We start from the raw sequence: 20,040 nt of genomic DNA on the forward strand, positions 1-20,040 counted from the left end.
AATGAAATATTCATAAAAAACGGGCTGTACAAAGAAGTTTTAACTGCTTTGCACAGCCCTCTTTATATTTATTAATATTTAATAAGTTTCTTAAAGTCAGGATTTTATTATGCTAAAATTTTTTCATCAAAAGAGGCTGCTGCACCAATTTTCTAGCGCAACAGCCTTAAAATAGCTTTATTAAAATTTTCACATAAATTATCCTTTAACTGCCCCTGCTGTAACTCCGCCTATTATACGTTTAGAGAACATTACAAAGACAATCATTACAGGTATAACCGAAAGGGCAATTGCCATATATGCAGCAGAAACGTCAGACTTATATATTCCCCTTGCATTTGCAACTAAAATAGGAACAGTTTTAACAGATTCTTTTCTTAAAACAATCTGAGGAATTAATAATTGATTCCACTGGAAGATGAAAGCAAACATTCCCATTGTCGCAATTGCCGGACTGGCCAAGGGCAATACTATTTTATTATATATTCCGATTTCAGACGCCCCGTCTATTCTTGCCGATTCAAGTATGGATTTAGGCAAGTTTGCATCCAGATACTGTTTAACAAAAAATACAAACTGAGCATTTGCTATCATAGGTATAATTAATGCTCTTAATTTATTCATCCAGTCTAATTTCATAATTATATTATAAAAACCAATAACAGACAACTGAGGTGGTATCATCATAGTACACAGTATAATCCAAAATATCATCTTATTTCCAGGAAATTTAAATTTAGATAAAGCATATGATGTCATAGTTCCAAAATAAGCTAACAATGCTGTACCTATTCCTGAAACTAATATACTATTTAGAAATCCTCTCCATATATTAACGCGCTTACTCATAGTTAAATAGTTAGCCCATGCTCTGCTTCCCGGTAATAGATTAAGACCTCGTGCAATACTTGCATTACTATGAGTTGCATTAATAATCATTATATAAAATGGTAAAAAACAAGCAACAGCCAAAATGAATAGACCTATATAAATCAATATTTTCCCAATGTCAATTTTAAAGCCTTGTTTCTTCCTTTTAATAACCGAACCACTACGACTAGATAAATTTGTATTCATAATATCCCCCCTTCAATTAATCAATTTGGTGTGGTTTTACAAATTTAATTGCAATGAAAACAACGACAAATATGTGTAAGAACAATCCGATGGCAAGTGCTGCTGAATATCCATAATTATCATTTCCAAATGCATGTCTGTAAACCTGCATAACCATAGTCATAGTTGAATTCAATGGACCACCTTGACCTTGTGTTAAAACTTCAGGCAAGTCATACATACTAAGTCCGCCAATAATAGATGTAACAATCTGATACAACATTATAGGTTTAAGCAAAGGAAGTGTTATATTCAAAAACGCTTTCCATTTAGTTGCACCATCCACTCTTGCTGCTTCGTAGTACTCTTCTGGTATAGCTTTTATACCTGCCATAAAAATAATCATTGTATAACCAAACCACATCCAAGTCAAAATAGTAGAAATTGCAATTCTGGATGCCCAAACGCTCTGAAAGAAATTAAAGGGTTTTTCTAAAATACCCACAGATACTAAAAGGTTGTTAATTGAGCCTCCAGGGTATTGTAGAAGGAATACAAATAATGCACCTACCGATGCCATTGTTATAAGATTTGGTAAATAAAAAATTGCTCTAAAAACATCTTTCCCTTTAAAGTCTTTATTTGTTAACAATACAGCCAATGCCAATGCTATAACAAACTGTGGTATAACATTCATTATCCACATAATCCATGTGTTACCAATACTTTTTAGAAAAAGCCCCCCTGTTGTAATGTCCTTTAAAAGCTTAACATAATTATCAAACCCTACAAAGTTTGGACCTGCTTTTCCACCATTCCAGTCAGTAAAGCTTAAATAAAATGTAGTAAAAATAGGATATAGCAAAAATATAGCCATTACAACACAGAAAGGTAATACAAATATATATCCCCAATGGGCGTATTTGTCATTTTTCCTAATACTTTTAAGCAAAAGATACACCCTCCTATACTCAAAAATCTTTGCCCTATTACCCAAGCTGGGCAATAGGGCAATAGAACTCTTATAAATAATCAATATTTAAATTTCAAATTAGTCAACTTCTATATCATGAATGTCACTTCTTACTTTGTCTTTAAATTGCTGAAGCATTTCATCTTTAGTCAATGTGCCTGCTAAGTATGATTTCATTGCTTCTTGGAAAGCGTCTTCGATTGTTCCGTCGTATCTGGTCATAAGATTAGGATTAATTTTATCTAATAATGGTAGGTAGAATTCATATGGGTTCTGACCGATTAATTCATGTACGAAACTTTCATCCTTTGAAAGCTTTTCTATTACTGCTAAGTTACTTGTAAAGTCTCCGGTTTTCCTTGCATGTGCTTCACACTGTTCTTCGTCAAGTGTTAAGAACTTAATGAACTCCCAAGCAAGTTCTTTATTTTCACTGTCTTGAGCTATACCATACCATGTTCCACCCCAGTAGTATGGTGTAGGAGCATGTGCAAGACCCCATTCTCCAGCAGTTGCCATTGGGTTATCTTCTTCGCCTTCCATTCCGGCAATAATTATCCATCTTAATCCCCAAGTAGGAATTGCCCATGCAAAGTTTTCTTCGTCTTCGATTGCCGCATACCACTGTGTATCCCAAGCATTCATTTCTCCTTCATAGCCATTGTCTCTCAATTCTTTAACAAGGTCTATCATTTCATATATTTTATCATCAATTGTAAGTTTACCATCTACAACCCAAGGTTTTTCACGTGCACCTAGATAAATTCTCATTAATTCTTGCCAAGTTGGGAAGATATTTACTCCTGCATCCCCTAATTTTTTAGCCGTTTCAAGAATTTTTTCTTTGCTTGAGAACATTTCTGCTATTTCAGCAGGATCGTCTGTTCCTAAATGTTTTCTTGCAAGACTTCTCTTGTATCCTATAGCTGCAGGTGTTCCCTGGTGTGATAACGCTCTTATCTTACCGTCATCACTTCTTCCAATTTCAATGGTATAAGGAAGTAATTTTGATTTTAATTCTTCTGCGTTATAAGGAGCTGCTGATAGATCTTCGTACCCGCCCTCATAGTTAACAAGTCTTTTAACGTCAGCTGCTTCTGCTGCAAATACATCAGGTGGATTTCCTGCTCTTATGTCTGAAGTAACTGCTGTAACATAAGCATCATTAGCTCTGTCTGTAATCTGTACTTCAACTGTAACACCTGGGTATTTGTCTTCAAATGCTTTTGCAAGTACACTAGCTTCGTCGTTATTGAAATGCGCAAATACAAGTGTGCCTTTTAATTCTTTCTTCCCTTCTTCACCGCTGCCTTGAGTTTCTTCGCCGCCATTTTGTTGTGTTTCAGCTGGATCTGTTGGCTGTGGTTGATCAGTATCTTTTTTACAACCAACCAAAAGTGAAGCCGTCATAAGTACACTAAGTACAACCGCTACACCTTTTTTAATATACTGTTTGTTCATTTCGGTTCCCCCTTGTTTAATGTTTTTGTTTTTTATATTAAACGTACTACATATCAAGAGTGTGTACGTTTAACGCATTTGCTAATATACCCTCCATAATATCCACTGCATACATCACTACATATGTATTCTTAAAAGGCCGCTACAATACTTTTTTATTTTTCTATTTTACTTATCTTATTTTTTTCTTAAAATAATTAACCTAAAACTAAGAGTATTTTATTATTTATTTTCTTTTTTGTCAATAACCCATTAATCCATAACTTAAATTATACGTGTAATTTTAAAATATGTCAAGGTGCCTAAAACGCTGTATAATGCCGTTTTCCGAGCAAAAATCGAATTCCCGGGGGATTATACATAATAATTTATGAATTTATGAATGAAAATGTAAATCTATTTCGAATATTGCCATTTATATAGTGTTTTTGTCACTTTTTTTAAACTTTACCCCACCTCTTCACCGTGTTTTTTCACATTTGACCACTTCCCGCATCTATCTCCCCATCTGGCTAACACTTCATCGTTGGAAGTAATCTCTATTATTTCACAAAGATTTGAGCAGTCATTGCATTCAATGCTTTTTGCTTTGTAGTCGTTTTTTATCATTTCAAACCCATAAAATTTCGTATTTTTAACCCCTTGTTTCATTTTATCTTTTGCAATTAACGCTGCACCATATGCCCCCATTACATCATAATATGAAGGAATTATAATTTTTTTGCCAAGTGTTTTTTCAAAAGCAGAAACAATTCCAATGTTTGCAGCAACTCCTCCTTGAAACACAATGGGTTCTTCTATTTCTTTTCCCTTTGCAAGATTGTTTAAATAATTTCTCACCAGTGCTTCACAAAGTCCGTTTAAAATGTCCTCTACACTATGTCCTGTCTGCTGCTTGTGTATCATATCCGATTCAGCAAACACTGCACATCTTCCTGCAATTCTTACAGAAGACTTGGATTTTAGGGCTAAAGCTCCAAATTCATCAATGGATATTTCAAGCCTTGCTGCCTGTCTGTCTAAAAAAGACCCGGTACCGGCAGCGCAAACTGTATTCATTGCAAAATCATATACAATTCCGTTTCTCAATAATATTATTTTTGAATCCTGGCCTCCTATTTCTAAAATTGTCCTTACATCCGGTACAACTTTTTGTGCTGCAACGGCATGGGTTGTAATTTCATTTTTTACTATATCCGCCCCTATTATAACACCGGCTAACTGTCTTCCGCTTCCGGTAGCCCCGACACCTTTTATTATTGTATCTTCACCAAGCTTTTCTGATAACAGCCCAATTCCTTTTCTTAATGCATTAATTGGCTGACCGCCTGTTCTCAGATATATTTTTTCCACCACCTGGTCTTTTTCATCTATCAATACGAAATTTGTACTTACCGAACCAACGTCAACTCCCAGATAAAGCAATTTCATTTCCAACTTCTGTTCTCTCCCTTCTCTTTTCAAGTAAGTCTATAAAAGCTTCCACTCTAGTCATATATCCGGCTTCTCCTGTAAGTTCATCAATAATAAGGGTCAGTATTGGGAAGCCTAAATCCCGTTCTATAGACGGAAGTATACTTTCTGCAACTATTTCCGGCATGCATGTGAGGGGATAGATTTGAATTACCCCGTCATAATTTTTATTGGCATATATTACCGTGTTTCCTATTGTCTCCTGTGCGTGTCCTCCTATCATTGCTCCTAAATAAGGCTTTGCAGCTATTTTAAAACCATCGTCCTTTTTAATTGGCAAAATATTTTTTACTATATGTTCAATTATCCAATCACTTATCGTTATTGCCCTATCAACTTCCACACCCATATTCCCCAATGTTTTTTCAATGTTAAAACTGGTAAAATAATCTATTGTGGTATATATCTCTCCTACTATTCCTATTTTTATAGGATTTATCTTTTTATCTATCTCCAGCCTTAAAATCTGGTTTTTTGTTTTTTCTATTAATTTTAAAATTTCTCCGGAGCCCTTTGCTTCTAAAACTTTGTTTTGAAATCCGGTATATATTTTGTCCACAGAACCTTTTTTAATTTCTATTGGACGGAATTTAAATGTTAATCTTTCTAAATCATCTACTTTTTTTGCTACCATAATTGTATTTTTTATAACTTTTAAAATTTTATATATATTAAAGCCACCTGTAAGCTTTTTTATCCTTCTTAAAAATTCTTTTATATCCCCGTTAGGCAGCTCCAAAGTCAAAACATCCATATCGTAACCGTTATCCTGCAAAATCTCCCTGCTCATTTCACAATAATAGCCAAACCTGCAGGGACCGCAGCCGCCTACGATTAATACTGTGTCCGCCCCTTTTTTATAAGCCTCTATATAATTTCCTAAATTCATCTTAAGCGGCAGGCACGCCATTTCAGGGGCATATTTTGTGCCTGTTTCCAATGCCTTTTTATTGTTAAAGGACGGTATCACATAATCAATTCCTAAATCATCCAAAAGGGATTTTGCAACAATATATGTATTACCCATATGCGGGAAGGTTATTTTCATCTCTATTCCTCCATCTTATCATGTCAATAAAGGCTTCTAATCTAGTATTCATTCCGGCCTCTCCCGAATGTTCATCAATGTTTAACACTATAAATGGAATTTTAGAATTCTTTCTGATTTTTCTCTCTATTAAGTCGCAAACAAAAGAATCTATGCCACAGCCAAAAGCCATCAAACATATTATACCGTCTATATCTCCTCTTTCTATTAAGTAGGTTGCTCCTCCAATGGCCTTTCTGCCATAATTCCAAAACATTTGTTTATTTAAATGTTTAGCATTTTCATTGATAATCCCGTCATCAATCATATCAATGGTTATTATATCTATATCATTTTTTTTAAGTTTATCTATTATATTCATACTGCTATATTTATCATATATATTATATGCATGCCCTATTAATGCAATATTTAGTCTTCGTTTGCTGTTTTTTCTAATGACATTGAATTTTTTATCCAAAATATCGCAAGGCAATGTTCCTCCTTTTACTTTATTTCTAAACTCATAATAGTTTTCCAGGGCTTTTTTATATGCATTCTTTATACGCCTTACATCCTGGGTAAAAAATTTTCCTATTTCCAAAACAGCTTCTAAGGCTTTTTTATCAGACTTTCTTAAATTTATTTCTGTATCTATTATTTGGGGGATGTCCTTTATTGTATTCCTCACCATATCCGGCAGCCCGCCGAATTTAGGACATATATATTCATTTTTAGATACACTTGTTAGTCTAGGTATAAATAAATAATCCACTTTGTCTTTAATATTTAAAACATGTCCATGAAATAATTTCACAGGAAGACATGCTTGGTCCACAGTTAGTTTTACCCCGTCATCCATAATTTTTTTTGTTGTGTTGTCAGACAATACCACTTCCGCACCAAGTTCTTCAAAAAAAACTTTCCATAAAGGATAGTATTGATAATAAAATAATGCCCTGGGTATTCCCACTTTTTTGTTCATAGTCAACACCTCAAAAGCTATTATTTACTTCTGGAATCTTTTTTATACTTAATTTTGAGTCTTTTGCATTTTTTAAGTTTTAAAGGTAAAAGAAAAAAGAGCCGAAAATTTCAGCTCTTTCAATGGTTTTTGCTAAAATCAGGGCTTAAGGTTTAATGTAGCTTTTACCTTATCCTAATAGTATGATTACTTATTTTCCATGTGTTCTGTAAGCCCTAGGCGTTCATAAGTCTCTTTAACCATAGTCTGCCAATACAGATTTTCCCCTGATAGTTTTTCTGCCTTTTTTAAAAGTTCCAATGCTTTTTTCTCATTATTTGCGTAGTAGTAACCTACTGCACAGTTTAAATAATTCATAACATTTTTAGGACCTTTTTTCAGGGCTTCTTCGCTAACACGTATTAACCCTGTCCAGTTTTCAGCCAAAGTATAGCTGTCCATTGCTCTAACAATATAAAAGTCATTACCTGAATCCTTGTATAACTCCTCGTACATAATTGCAGCTTCCTGGTAATTTTCTTCCCTGTAGAGCCTGTAGGCTTTCATTTCCGGATCTAAAATTTCAATTTCATATTCCTTCTTTAATTCTTCTATCCACTCTTTATATTCCTCAGAATTAAGGAATGCATTTACAATAAACATTTCCCTATACTCTTCTTCCGTCCTGAAATATTCCACAATATTTTCAATATATATAATTTCATATCCATTTAAAGTCTCTATAGGCTCTAGTAACTGGTGAACTTCTGCACTGAATATTTGCCTGTTTATTTCCGGGTGGGTTTTGGCAAAAACTGCCCCGGTAACTAATCCGCCGTTTTCTGCTGTTTCTTTATCATCAGAATGTTTTTTTGCCAGCTCTTCAAAATCTTCTCCTTCTAAAAGGCTTTCATAAATGCCTTTAGCTTTTTCATACGCTTTTTCTTTTCCTATATCCTCTTTGGAAATAAATATATGCCTGTAGTCAACTTTTTTGTTTTGCATTTTATGTTCATTGTATTTTTCTTCAAATTCTTTTTGGTCAACAGGTACAGAGTATTTAAGCGCCGCATTATAAAACAGTTGGTGTTTTGTAATATATTCTTTTATGCCCTGCCTCATTTCTTCCTCATTTTGATAGCCCTGGGATAACATAAACTGGTTTCTCTCTGCAGGATTTTCATATTTTGCATCTATAAACCTTGATATGTATGCATCTATTTCTTCTTCCGTCACTGTTATTCCGGATTTCTCAAATGCATAGTCATCAAGTATTACCTTTTCAATTATCTGATCAAGAAGCATATCATTTCTTTCTTCGTCGGTTTTACGCATCATATCAGGATTTCTTTTGTGTTTTTGGAAAAAATCATTTCTTTCTGAAATAAAAATATCAGAACTTACAAAAGTACCGTTTATTTTAAGTGCTTCGTGTCCAAAGGGCTTTGGTTCTTCTGCTTTTTCTTCTTTATTATCTGAGAGAAAAAAAATCCCCCCTGCAATTGCTAATATAATCAACACAAAGGATAGCGCCAAAAATGTTTTTTTCCTGGTCATTTAAAACTACCTCCAAAATAAATAAGCTTTTAAAAAATCCTTTGAATTAAAGTGTTATAAAATAATTATAACGGTACTGCTATAATTTTTCAATTAGATTGACAAAAGGGACACCGGTACTAATATAAATTAAAAAGCCAGGTTAAAAAACAACTTTCTAACCTGGCATGTCTGTTTTTGCAGAGTTTCTATTTAAACTTAAAACTTATTTTATGCTTTTCCGGCACATCCTAATACATTAATTAATTTATGTTTAACCAATTCTTTTATGGCATTTCTTGCCGGTCCTAAGTACTGTCTCGGGTCAAAATGAGACGGATTTTCAGCAAAGTACTTTCTGATAGTACCTGTCATAGCAAGTCTTAAGTCTGAGTCTATGTTTATTTTACAAACTGCCATTGATGCTGCTTTTCTTAGCATATCTTCAGGAACACCCTGTGCACCCGGTATTTCACCGCCATTATTATTAATCATTTCAACATATTCTGGTATTACTGATGAAGCACCGTGTAAAACTATAGGGAAACCTGGCAGTCTTTTTTGAATCTCTTCTAAAATGTCAAATCTTAATTTTGGTTCACCTTTAAATTTAAAAGCACCGTGACTTGTACCAATAGCAATAGCTAATGAGTCAACCCCTGTTCTTTCTACAAACTCTTCAACTTCATCAGGATCTGTAAATGCTGCGTCTTCCTCTGATACATTAACATCATCTTCAATACCTGCCAACCTTCCTAACTCACCTTCAACTACCACGCCTTTTTCATGGGCATAGTCCACAACCTGTTTTGTAAGTTTGATGTTTTCTTCAAAAGGAAGGTGTGAGCCGTCAATCATAACAGATGTAAATCCACCATCTATACATGATTTACAAAGCTCAAAACTGTCACCATGGTCAAGGTGTACGCATATTGGAAGCCCTGTTTCTTCAATTGCAGCTTCAATAAGCTTCATTAAATATGTGTGGTTTGCATACTTTCTTGCCCCTGCTGAAACCTGGAGAATTAAAGGTGCATTAACTTCTTTTGCAGCCTCCGTTATCCCCTGTATTATCTCCATGTTGTTAACATTAAAAGCTCCTATAGCATATCCACCTTCATATGCTTTTTTGAACATTTCTTTACTTGTAACTAAAGGCATATTTTCAACTCCTTATATATGAAATTAATTGAACGTAAAGTTTACATAAATATATAAAATGGCGTTCAATTGCTTCAATTAGTTTTTGCTAAAAATTCATGCATATTCTAATAAAGGCATTAAATTCTCATTGTTAAGTTTTTACCATACTTATTTTATCAGATTCAAGATGAAAATCAAGCTAATTTTAAAAAAAATTTGATAAATTTTTATCAAACTTAATTGCAATTTGCACATTATTGTGTTATATTTTTATTTGGTCGTATTTAAATTGGATAATACAATGGGTAATGCAAAAGCAAAAAATAAGAAAATACATACAATGTATATATCAAAATGTGTATATTAATTTTTTCAGGAGGTTTTTAATATGAGTAAATTGAAAGGTGCATGTATCTTTGGTCAGTCAGGTGGACCTACATCAGTTATCAATGCAAGTGCATCAGGTGTTATACAAGAAGCTTTAAAACAAGACTGTATAACTGAGGTATATGGTGCTGCCCATGGAATTAGAGGTATTTTGGAAGAAAATTTTTATGACATGAGTAAAGAAGATAAGTACGAGTTGGATCTTTTAAAAACCACTCCTTCATCTGCTCTTGGTTCAGTAAGATATAAACTGGCAGACCCTGATGTAGACGATACTGATTATAAAAGACTTTTAGAAGTTTTCAAAAAATATAATATCAGGTATTTCTTCTACAACGGCGGAAACGACTCTATGGATACCTGCAATAAAGTAAGCAAATTCATGCAGAAAGCCGGATACGAATGCAGGGTTATGGGTGTTCCTAAGACAATTGACAATGACTTATGGGCAACAGACCACTGTCCTGGCTACGGAAGTGCTGCAAAGTACGTTGCAACATCCATAATGGAAGTATACCTTGACGCAAGGGTTTATGATACAGGTATGGTAACAATATTTGAAATTATGGGAAGAAATGCTGGTTGGCTTACAGCTGCATCTGCTTTAGCTTCATACAAAGGATACGGTCCTGATTTGATTTATCTTCCTGAAATTCCATTCAGTATGGAAAAATTCCTTGATGAAGTAGCTGAAGTTTACAACAGAACCGGAAAGGTTTTAGTTGCTTTTTCAGAAGGCTGTAAAGATGAACAAGGACGTTACATTGCAGAAATGGGAGCAGAGCTTTCAAAAGACTCCTTCGGACATGCCCAGCTAGGTGGTGCGGCTGCTATATTGGCTAATGCCGTTAAGCAAAGACTAAATACCAAAGTACGCGGAATTGAATTCAGCCTTCTTCAAAGATGTGCTTCCCATATTGGTTCGCTAACAGATGTAAATGAAGCATATATGGCTGGTGAAATGGCTGTTAAATACGCAGTTGAAGGAAAAACCGACTACATGGTTGCTTTTGAAAGGGAAGAAGGCAGCGAATACAAATGCAAAACCAAGCTTGTTAAATTAGATGAAGTGGCAAACACAGAAAAGAAATTCCCATTAGAGTGGATAAACAAAGAAGGAAACGGGGTTACAGAAGACTTTATTAAATATGCTCTTCCGTTAATTCAAGGAGAATCAGCTCCTCCAAAAGAAGACGGACTGCCAAGATTTGCAAAATTGAAAAAAGTTTTAGCTAAAAAGTAACATTGACTTTTTTATGTTTTGCTAAGTAAAATATAAAAAAATGCATATAATAAATTTTAAATGTGGTTCAAAATCATACGACTGGCGGAAGTGGAGTTTACCACAAGGGAGTATGATTTTAAAGGTTGCCGACCGCCTGGGCATTATTAGCGCTCAGGTGGTTTTTGTTTTGAGAGGGAACTTTAAATTTAGGATTTAGAAAAGGAGGGATATTATGACTGAAAGGGCATGGAGAAACTTCACACCTGGTATCTGGCAGGAAAATATTGATGTCCGTGATTTTATAGTAAAAAATTATACACCTTATGAAGGGGATGAAAGTTTTCTGGCTTCCCCAAGTATTAAAACAGAAAAACTATGGGACAAGTGCAAAGAGCTTCTTAAGGAAGAGCATTCAAAAGGCGGAGTGCTAAACGTTGACATCCATACAGTTTCCGGTATCACAAGCCACCCGCCGGGATATATTGATGAAGAAAATGAACTAATTAAAGGACTCCAAACAGATAGTCCCCTAAAAAGGGCTGTTATTCCTTTTGGCGGTATCAGGATGGCTAAACAGGCTTGCGAAAGGTACGGATATAAATTATCTCCTGAAATTGATGAAGTTTTTAATAAGTTCCGTAAAACACATAATGAAGGTGTATTTAGTGCATATACAAAAGAAATGAGACTTGCAAGAAGATGCGGAGTGATTACAGGTCTCCCTGACGCTTACGGCCGGGGCAGGATTATCGGAGACTATAGAAGGGTTGCCCTTTATGGCGTTACCAAGCTTATTAATAAAAAACAAGAGGATTTAGACAGACTTCTGGATATGGATATGACAGAAGAAACAATACGTCTAAGGGAAGAAGTTTCTGAGCAAATCAAAGCTTTAAATGAACTTGTCCAAATGGCTAAAGAATACGGATGTGACATCAGAAGACCTGCCCAAAACGCTTTAGAAGCCATTCAGTGGACGTATTTTGCATTTCTCGGTGCACTAAAGGAAACCAATGGAGCTGCAAACTCACTAGGCAGAGTAAGCACTTTCTTTGATATATATATTGAAAGGGACTTAAAAGAAGGGATTTTGTCAGAAACTGAAGCACAGGAGCTAATTGATCAATTTGTTATAAAGCTGAGGATGATAAGACACCTTAGAACCCCTGAATACAACGAATTGTTCGCAGGTGACCCGGTATGGATAACCGAATCAATAGCTGGGATGTGTGAAGACGGAAGGCATATGGTTACTAAAACTTCTTTTCGTTTTCTTCAAACATTGTTTAATTTAGGCCCTGCTCCTGAACCAAATATTACGATACTTTGGTCTCACAGGCTGCCGGAAAACTTTAAAAAATTCTGTGCTAAAGTTTCTATGGAAACCAGTTCAATCCAGTATGAAAACGATGACATTATGAGAACCGGTTTTGGGGATGACTACAGCATTTCATGCTGTGTATCTGCTATGCGTACAGGTAAAGACATGCAGTTTTTCGGAGCTCGCTGCAATCTTCCTAAGCTTCTTCTTTTGGCTTTAAACGGCGGAAGGGACGAAATAACAGGTGAGCAGGTTGCCCCTGAAATGGAACCTTACCCTGATGAATATTTAGACTACAACAAAGTTATGAACAGGTTTAGGCATATGCAAAAATGGCTTGCTAAATTATATGTAAATACTATGAACATTATTCACTATATGCATGACAAATACGCATATGAACGGCTTATGATGGCACTTCACGATACAGAAGTCCAGAGATTTATGGCTTTTGGTCTGGGAGGTCTTTCTGTTCTCGTTGACTCTTTAAGTGCCATTAAATACACTTATGTTAAAGCCATTAGGGATGAAAAAGGTCTTATAACGGATTTTGAGATAAAAGGTGACTACCCTCAATTCGGAAATGATGATGACAGGGTAGACAACATTGCAGTTTCTGTAGTGCGGGATTTTTATACTGAATTAAAAAAATGCCCCACTTACAGAAATTCAAAACACACCCTTTCAATCCTCACCATTACCTCAAATGTTGTTTATGGTGAGAAAACAGGCGCCACCCCTGACGGAAGGAAAAAAGGTGAGCCTTTTGCACCAGGTGCAAATCCAATGCACGGAAGAGATAAACTAGGTGCTTTGGCAGCTTTGAATTCTGTGGCAAAAATTCCTTATGAATACTGCAAAGACGGGATATCCCTCACAACCACCCTTGTACCCGGCTCTTTGGGAAAAGATACTGACTCCAGAATTAAAAATCTGGCTGCAATATTAGACGGATATTTTGCCCAAAGGGGACACCATATTAATATTAACGTTCTTGAAAAGGCTGTCCTTGAAAGGGCAATGAAGGAACCTGAAAATTATCCGCAGCTGACCATAAGGGTTTCAGGATATGCAGTTAACTTTATTAAACTTACTCCAAAGCAGCAGTCTGAAGTAATAGCAAGGACTTTCCACAGAGCGATGTGAAATTAGAGGTTAGATGTTAGAGGTGGGAAGCAAGAAGTGATAGGTGGAAAATCCAGCCTCTCACCTCCCACTTCCAACCTCCAATTAATAAACCTTTACCGGCCGGGTTACTATATCCGTTCTTCCTATTCCTAAATTGGAAAAGCTGTTGTCGCCCATGCTAAGAAGCCTTCCGTCTTCTTTTAAAACTATTGTAAAATCGCCTTTTCCCGATATTAGCTTTGCACCTTTTAATTTTTCATTTTCCACAGGAAGAAGCTTGTTTTCATTTGTGCCGTCCCCTAATTGGCCAAAAGTGTTATCCCCCCATACCCAAACTGAACCGTCTGCTTTTATGGCCATGGAATGGCTTTTTCCCGCCATTATGGCAACTACATTGTCAAGACCTTTTACCTGAACGGGGGTACGCACACTGGATGCCGTTGTTCCGTTTCCAAGCTGACCTGAACTGTTTCTTCCCCAAGCCCACACTGTACCGTCCTTTTTCAAAGCCAATACATGATACATGCCGGAAGATATTGCAACAATATCCTCCACCTCAAGCACCTGGGTTGGAACTAAGCTAATATGAGATGTTAACCCATTGCCCAGCTCGCCGTTTAAATTCACCCCCCAGCCCCAAACCGTCCCGTCTTCCTTTAGGGCTATTGTATGGTCTTTACCTGTGGATATGTCTATTATACCTTCTAAATAGCTTACTTCCACACTGGTGTTGAAATTGTCCCCAAAATTGTTGTGGTGGTTTTGAGATCCGTTTCCTAATTGCCCCCAATAGCTGTCCCCGGAAGAATATACTTTTTGATTGTCAGCTATTCCAACTATATGTTTATCTCCTATTCCTATCTTTTTATAGTCTTTAAAAAACTCAATTTCCAAAGGTTTTATCTGATTATCTGAAAAACCTTTAGTTGCATAAAGCATAACAGTCCCATCCTGCCTGATTACGCCTGTACGCCCTGGTCCTGCAACAATGTCAGCTACCAATGATTCCCTCTCTATTTTGTGAGGAAAATCCACTATATTAGAGTCAATGCTGTCTATTAACTGAAGACTTGAACTGTCTCCCCATCCCCATAAATTTCCGTCTTCATCCAGTGCCACTACATGCCTTAGCCCTGTCACTACTTTTGTAATTTTAGAAATATCAGGTACATTCACAGGTACATTTACAAAATTCCCCGTGCCATTACCCATTTGACCATATTTATTATCCCCCCAGCACCACAGGGAGCCATCGGATTTTATTACAGCCATATGGTTTTCACCTGCAGATAAAGCCCTTACTGAAGACAAATCCTCAACTTTGCCTGGCAAACTGCTAATTTCGGTACTTCCGTTTCCAAGAGCACCCTTTTCACTATATCCCCATGTCCAAACCGTTCCGTCATTTTTTAAAACAGCTATGTAAGATTGAGATATATTAGCCTTTTTGATGTTTTCTATATGTTCATATTTTTTGGGAGTATTATAAAAGTCCTTAGAATTATCCCCCATCATGCCTGAGTCATTATTTCCCCAAAGCCACAAAGTCCCGTCCTCTTTTAAAGCCAAAGATACATTCTTTCCTGCATATATATCCTTTACTTTTGTAAGATTATTTACTTTTACAGGAACAGTACTTAAGTCTTCAGAACCGTTTCCCAGCTGTCCAAAAGCCCCTGAACCCCATGCCCATACCGTTCCGTCCTCTTTTAAAGCAAGTACATGGTCGTATCCTGCTGCTATTTTCTTTACCCCGCTTAAGCCTTCTACTTTTACAGGAAAAGCTTTTTGGGAAGTTGTACCGTCTCCAAGCTGCCCCCTTCTGTTGCCGCCCCATGTCCACACCGTTCCGTCATTTTTCAGTGCAACGGAAAAATTTCCGCCGGCAGCTATACCCACTATCTTTTCCAGTTCAACCTTTACAGGAACCCTTCTTGTTATATTTGTCCCGTCCCCCAGCTGGTTATCAACATTTCTTCCCCATGCCCACACAGAACCGTCTTTTTTAAGTGCCAGGGAATGTTCGTCCCCTGTTGACACCAAAACTATATCTTGAAGTTCTTTGATGTTGAAAGGTTTGGTAATATTTGCTCCTTCTTCTATACCTAATTTTCTGTTGGTGTTGTCTCCCCAAACCCACACCGTTCCGTCATATTTCAATGCTACTGTGTGTGATATACCGCACTCAACCTGTATATAATCATTTCTTTCTTCCTTTGGAAACTGGTCTGTATAGTGGAGAATATACTGGGATATAAGGGCATAGTCTATTGAGTTAATCTCCTCATCCCCATTTACATCAGCCACCCACATTTCATCCTCTGCAGGAAGTTTTGAAATGGCTTCTATTATATACCTTTTTAAAATTGCAGCATCTATAGAATTTACCTCTTTATCCCCGTCAATATCCCCGATTTTGCCTGACGGGATTGTTAATATAAAACCCTCTACAGCCGCTTCATCTGAATCTTCACCTAATACAGTGTTAAACATAAAAGATGTGAATAAAAACATAAAAATAAGTACCGTTGAAATTTTTTTAAACATATTTTCCCCCTTAAATTACAGTTAAAATTATAATTTTTGACTATACCTAAATAAAAAGCAACTTAAAAAAGTAGAAAATTCTTCTTAATTTAATGTTAATATAATTACGGCATAACTTCAATAGATGGTAATAATAAAAATTTAAGGTGAAGTAAAAACCCCACCTTAAATTTACCGTTCTTTATATTTATTAAATTGGAATTTTATTTGAATTTTTATTTATCCAACGGATAATTCTCTCTCTTTTCATAATGTGTGTGTAGGAGTTTGTGTGCTTTTTCACTGCCAGGCTCTCCGAAATATTCATCATACAGCATTTTTACCTTTGGATTTTCATGGGACTTTCTAATAGGCAAAGCTCTGTCTTCTTCATATATTGCCTTAGCCCTTTCAACCCTTAGGTCAGTCCAGCTTCTTACACTTGAAGGCTGTATAGGCTGTCCTCCACCGTTAACACATCCGCCTGGACATGCCATTATTTCAACAAAGTGGTACTCTGCCTCTCCGGCTTTAATTTTGTCAAGAAGCTTTCTTGCATTGCCAAGCCCATGAGCAACAGCAGCTTTTAGTTTAAGGTCTGCCACTTCAATGGTAGCTTCCTTAATTCCCTCTACACCTCTTACCTCATTGTACTCAATATCTTCAATGGACTTACCTGTCAGGATTTCTGCCACAGTTCTAAGAGCCGCTTCCATAACGCCTCCTGTAGCACCAAATATAACCCCTGCACCTGTAGCTTCACCCATTGGGTCGTCAAAGTTTTCTTCCGGAAGCTGTTTAAAATCAATTCCAGCCTCTTTTATCATTCTTGCAAGCTCCCTTGTAGTTAAAACTGCGTCTACATCAGGAAATCCAGTAGAAGCAAGTTCAGGTCTTTGAGCTTCAAATTTCTTTGCAGTACATGGCATAACTGATACAACAAATACTTTAGAAGGATCAATTCCTTCCTTCTCTGCATAGTAAGACTTTAACACTGCACCAAACATCTCATGCGGTGACTTGCAGCTTGAAAGATTTTCTATAAACTCAGGATAGGTATGCTCACAGAACTTTATCCATCCTGGGCTGCAGGAAGTTATGAGAGGCAATTTTCCTCCGTTTTTAATTCTGTCAATTAATTCTGTTCCCTCTTCCATTATAGTCAAATCAGCTGCAGTGTCTGTGTCAAACACTTTGTCAAATCCTAAGCGTTTCAAAGCTGCAACCATATTGCTTGTAACCCTGGAACCAATTGGCATTCCAAATTCCTCTCCAAGAGCAACCCTTACTGCCGGAGCTGTCTGAACTACGACATGCAGTTCCGGATTGTCTAAAGCTTCCCATACCCTGTCAATATCTTCTTTTTCCTTAAGAGCTCCAACCGGACATACATTAATACATTGTCCACACATAGTACATGGAACTTCATTTAATGATTTGTTAAATGCCGGAGCAACTATTGTCTTAAATCCTCTTTCATTTGTATCTATAACAGAAACTTTCTGTATGTTTTTGCACATGCTTACACAGCGTCTGCACAATACGCATTTATTTGGGTCTCTTACAATTGATGGTGAAAAGTTATCAAGGGAATAGTTGCCGCTTTCCCCTTCAAATCTAATATCTTTAATGTTAAGGTCTTCAGATAATTTTTGAAGTTCGCAGTTCCCGTTTCTTACACATGTTAAGCATTTTTTATCATGGTTTGATAAAATCAGTTCCAGTGTAACTTTTCTAGCTTCCCTTACTGCTGGAGACTGAGTATATATTTCCAATCCTTCTGAAACAGGATACACGCATGCAGCCTGAAGGCTTCTTGCCCCTTTTACTTCCACCACACACATTCTGCAAGCACCTATTTCATTTATATCTTTTAAATAACAAAGGGTAGGTATTTCTATATTCGCTTCTCTTGCAGCTTCTAAAATAGTGTAATTAGCTGGCACTTGCAACTTCTGGTTATCTATCGTAATGTTCACCATTTGCATTCTAAAACCTCTCCTTTCACTAAACATTCTTAAAGATAGCCTTGAACGGACATTTTTCCATACAAACACCACATTTTATACATTTCTCCTGATCTATAACATAAGGTGTTTGTGTTTTCCTGTCTCCACTTATTGCTGAAACCGGACATTGTTTTGCACATATACCACAGCTCTTACATATTTCATTATTAATGACATACTTCATCATTGATTTACATACTCCTGCCGGACATTTCTTGTCCCTAACGTGAGCAATGTATTCGTCCCTGAAATATCTCAATGTGCTAAGAACAGGGTTTGGAGCTGTTTGTCCCAGTCCGCAAAGGGCTGAAGCTTTTATATTTTTAGCAAGCACTTCTAGTTTTTCTATATCTTCTTCTTCACCTTTTCCATCTATGATACGCTCTAATATTTCATACATTCTCTTGGTACCTATACGGCATGGCGGGCATTTTCCGCAGGATTCATCAACAGTAAACTCCAGGAAGAATTTCGCAATGTCTACCATACAGGTATCTTCATCCATTACGATAAGTCCACCTGAACCCATCATAGAACCTAGTTGGATTAATGAATCATAATCAATGGGTGCATCGATATGTTCTGCCGGAATACATCCTCCAGAAGGTCCACCTGTCTGCGCTGCTTTAAACTTTTTACCCCCAGGGATTCCCCCTCCGATTTCATATACAACTTCCCTCAGTGTAGTTCCCATTGGAATTTCAACCAAACCGGTATTGTTAATTTTTCCGCCTATAGCAAATACCTTGGTACCCTTACTTTTTTCTGTACCTATACTGTTAAACCATTCAGGTCCTTTTAAAATAATTTGCGGGATATTTGCATAAGTCTCAACATTGTTTAATATAGTTGGTTTGCCCCACAAACCTTTTACTGCAGGAAATGGAGGTCTTGGTCTTGGCTCTCCCCTGTTTCCTTCTATAGAAGTCATAAGAGCAGTCTCTTCACCGCACACAAAAGCTCCTGCCCCAAGCCTTATCTCTAAATCAAAATCAAAACCGGTGCCAAATATATTCTTTCCTAAAAGTCCATACTCTTTTGCAGCTTTAATGGCGATATTAAGCCTATTTACAGCAATAGGGTATTCAGCTCTTACATAAATATACCCCTGATTTGCACCTATGGCATAACCAGCGATGGCCATTGCTTCAATAACACTGTGAGGGTCTCCCTCTAATATACTCCTGTCCATAAACGCTCCCGGGTCCCCTTCGTCAGCATTACAGCAAACATATTTCTGGTCGCTTTCCTGCCTTGCTGCAAACTCCCATTTTAGTCCTGTAGGGAAGCCTCCGCCGCCCCTTCCTCTTAAATTGGATTTCTTTATAGTTTCAATAACTTCTTCCGGTTTCATTTCAGTCAAAACTTTTGCTAAAGCTTTATAACCGTCAAAAGCAATATATTCATCTATATTCTCAGGATTTATTACACCGCAATTCCTAAGTGCAACTCTCATCTGCTTTTTGAAAAAGTCAGATTTTTCTATAGATGCATCTTCTTCAGCCTTTGCACCCTGAAGAAGTCTTTTTACAATCCTTCCCTTTAATAAGTGCTCTTCAACTATTTCCTTCACATCTTCAACTTTGACCATTGTATACATTGCACCTTCAGGATACACTACCATAATGGGACCTTCTGCACAAAGTCCAAAACAACCTGTTTTTACCACTTTAACTTCTTCCTGAAGGTTGAATTCTTTTATCCGCACTTCCAGTTCTTCTATGATTTTGACAGAATCTGAAGCCGTACAACCTGTTCCGCCACAAACCAAAACGTGTGATCTATATAATTGCATTTTGAACCCTCCTTTA

General features: G+C 36.6%; 13 protein-coding genes and 1 riboswitch. Of the genes, 2 read left to right on the forward strand and 11 right to left on the reverse strand.

Annotated features, from left to right (window positions below; translation table 11 throughout):
* Positions 1–198: 198 nt before the first annotated feature.
* The 8 genes from HVS_RS12320 to fba form a co-directional block, all read right to left on the reverse strand.
* Positions 199–1,077: a carbohydrate ABC transporter permease gene (locus HVS_RS12320; RefSeq protein WP_101302808.1), complete on the reverse strand. Its 879-nt coding sequence runs from the start codon at positions 1,075–1,077 to the stop codon at positions 199–201.
* Between the two features lie 16 nt (positions 1,078–1,093).
* Entirely contained in the window at positions 1,094–2,008 is a 915-nt protein-coding gene (locus HVS_RS12325) for a carbohydrate ABC transporter permease (RefSeq protein WP_101302810.1), read from the reverse strand.
* A gap of 99 nt (positions 2,009–2,107) precedes the next feature.
* Positions 2,108–3,490 carry an ABC transporter substrate-binding protein gene (locus HVS_RS12330; RefSeq protein WP_101302812.1) on the reverse strand — a complete coding sequence of 461 codons (1,383 nt, stop codon included), beginning with the start codon at positions 3,488–3,490 and terminating at the stop codon, positions 2,108–2,110.
* Positions 3,491–3,937: 447 nt separating this feature from the next.
* Positions 3,938–4,921: an acyl-CoA dehydratase activase gene (locus tag HVS_RS12335; RefSeq protein WP_101304274.1), complete on the reverse strand. Its 984-nt coding sequence runs from the start codon at positions 4,919–4,921 to the stop codon at positions 3,938–3,940.
* Positions 4,896–6,011 carry a CoA protein activase gene (locus HVS_RS12340; RefSeq protein ID WP_101302814.1) on the reverse strand — a complete coding sequence of 372 codons (1,116 nt, stop codon included), beginning with the start codon at positions 6,009–6,011 and terminating at the stop codon, positions 4,896–4,898. The genes HVS_RS12335 and HVS_RS12340 overlap by 26 nt, the downstream gene beginning before the upstream one ends.
* On the reverse strand, positions 5,983–6,975 hold the full coding sequence (locus HVS_RS12345; protein ID WP_101302816.1) for an acyl-CoA dehydratase activase-related protein: 993 nt from the start codon (positions 6,973–6,975) through the stop codon (positions 5,983–5,985). Before HVS_RS12345 ends, HVS_RS12340 begins: the two co-directional genes overlap by 29 nt.
* Before the next feature lie 186 nt (positions 6,976–7,161).
* Positions 7,162–8,511 carry a peptidylprolyl isomerase gene (locus HVS_RS12350; protein WP_101302818.1) on the reverse strand — a complete coding sequence of 450 codons (1,350 nt, stop codon included), beginning with the start codon at positions 8,509–8,511 and terminating at the stop codon, positions 7,162–7,164.
* A 210-nt stretch (positions 8,512–8,721) separates the two neighbouring features.
* Positions 8,722–9,651 carry a class II fructose-1,6-bisphosphate aldolase gene (fba, locus tag HVS_RS12355; protein WP_101302820.1) on the reverse strand — a complete coding sequence of 310 codons (930 nt, stop codon included), beginning with the start codon at positions 9,649–9,651 and terminating at the stop codon, positions 8,722–8,724.
* 370 nt (positions 9,652–10,021) lie between these two features.
* Here fba and HVS_RS12360 point away from each other — a divergent pair, with 370 nt between their 5' ends.
* A complete protein-coding gene (locus tag HVS_RS12360; RefSeq protein ID WP_101302822.1) occupies positions 10,022–11,263 on the forward strand; it encodes a 6-phosphofructokinase in 1,242 nt (413 codons plus the stop codon).
* A 67-nt stretch (positions 11,264–11,330) separates the two neighbouring features.
* A riboswitch (ZMP/ZTP riboswitch) is annotated at positions 11,331–11,412 on the forward strand.
* Between the two features lie 65 nt (positions 11,413–11,477).
* Positions 11,478–13,712, forward strand: a complete 2,235-nt coding sequence (pflB, locus tag HVS_RS12365) for a formate C-acetyltransferase (RefSeq protein WP_101302824.1) — start codon at positions 11,478–11,480, stop codon at positions 13,710–13,712.
* An 84-nt stretch (positions 13,713–13,796) separates the two neighbouring features.
* On the opposite strand, the gene HVS_RS12370 is transcribed toward pflB, so the two are convergent.
* From HVS_RS12370 to nuoF, 3 genes are all read right to left on the reverse strand, one after another.
* On the reverse strand, positions 13,797–16,241 hold the full coding sequence (locus HVS_RS12370) for an RCC1 domain-containing protein (protein WP_101302826.1): 2,445 nt from the start codon (positions 16,239–16,241) through the stop codon (positions 13,797–13,799).
* 215 nt (positions 16,242–16,456) lie between these two features.
* Positions 16,457–18,208 (reverse strand): NADH-dependent [FeFe] hydrogenase, group A6, encoded by a 1,752-nt coding sequence (locus tag HVS_RS12375; RefSeq protein ID WP_101302829.1) that lies wholly within the window; start codon positions 18,206–18,208, stop codon positions 16,457–16,459.
* 19 nt (positions 18,209–18,227) lie between these two features.
* Positions 18,228–20,024 (reverse strand): NADH-quinone oxidoreductase subunit NuoF, encoded by a 1,797-nt coding sequence (gene nuoF, locus HVS_RS12380; protein ID WP_101302831.1) that lies wholly within the window; start codon positions 20,022–20,024, stop codon positions 18,228–18,230.
* Between the last annotated feature and the right edge of the window lie 16 nt (positions 20,025–20,040).

The organism is Acetivibrio saccincola, from assembly GCF_002844395.1.
Lineage (GTDB): Bacteria > Bacillota > Clostridia > Acetivibrionales > Acetivibrionaceae > Herbivorax > Herbivorax saccincola.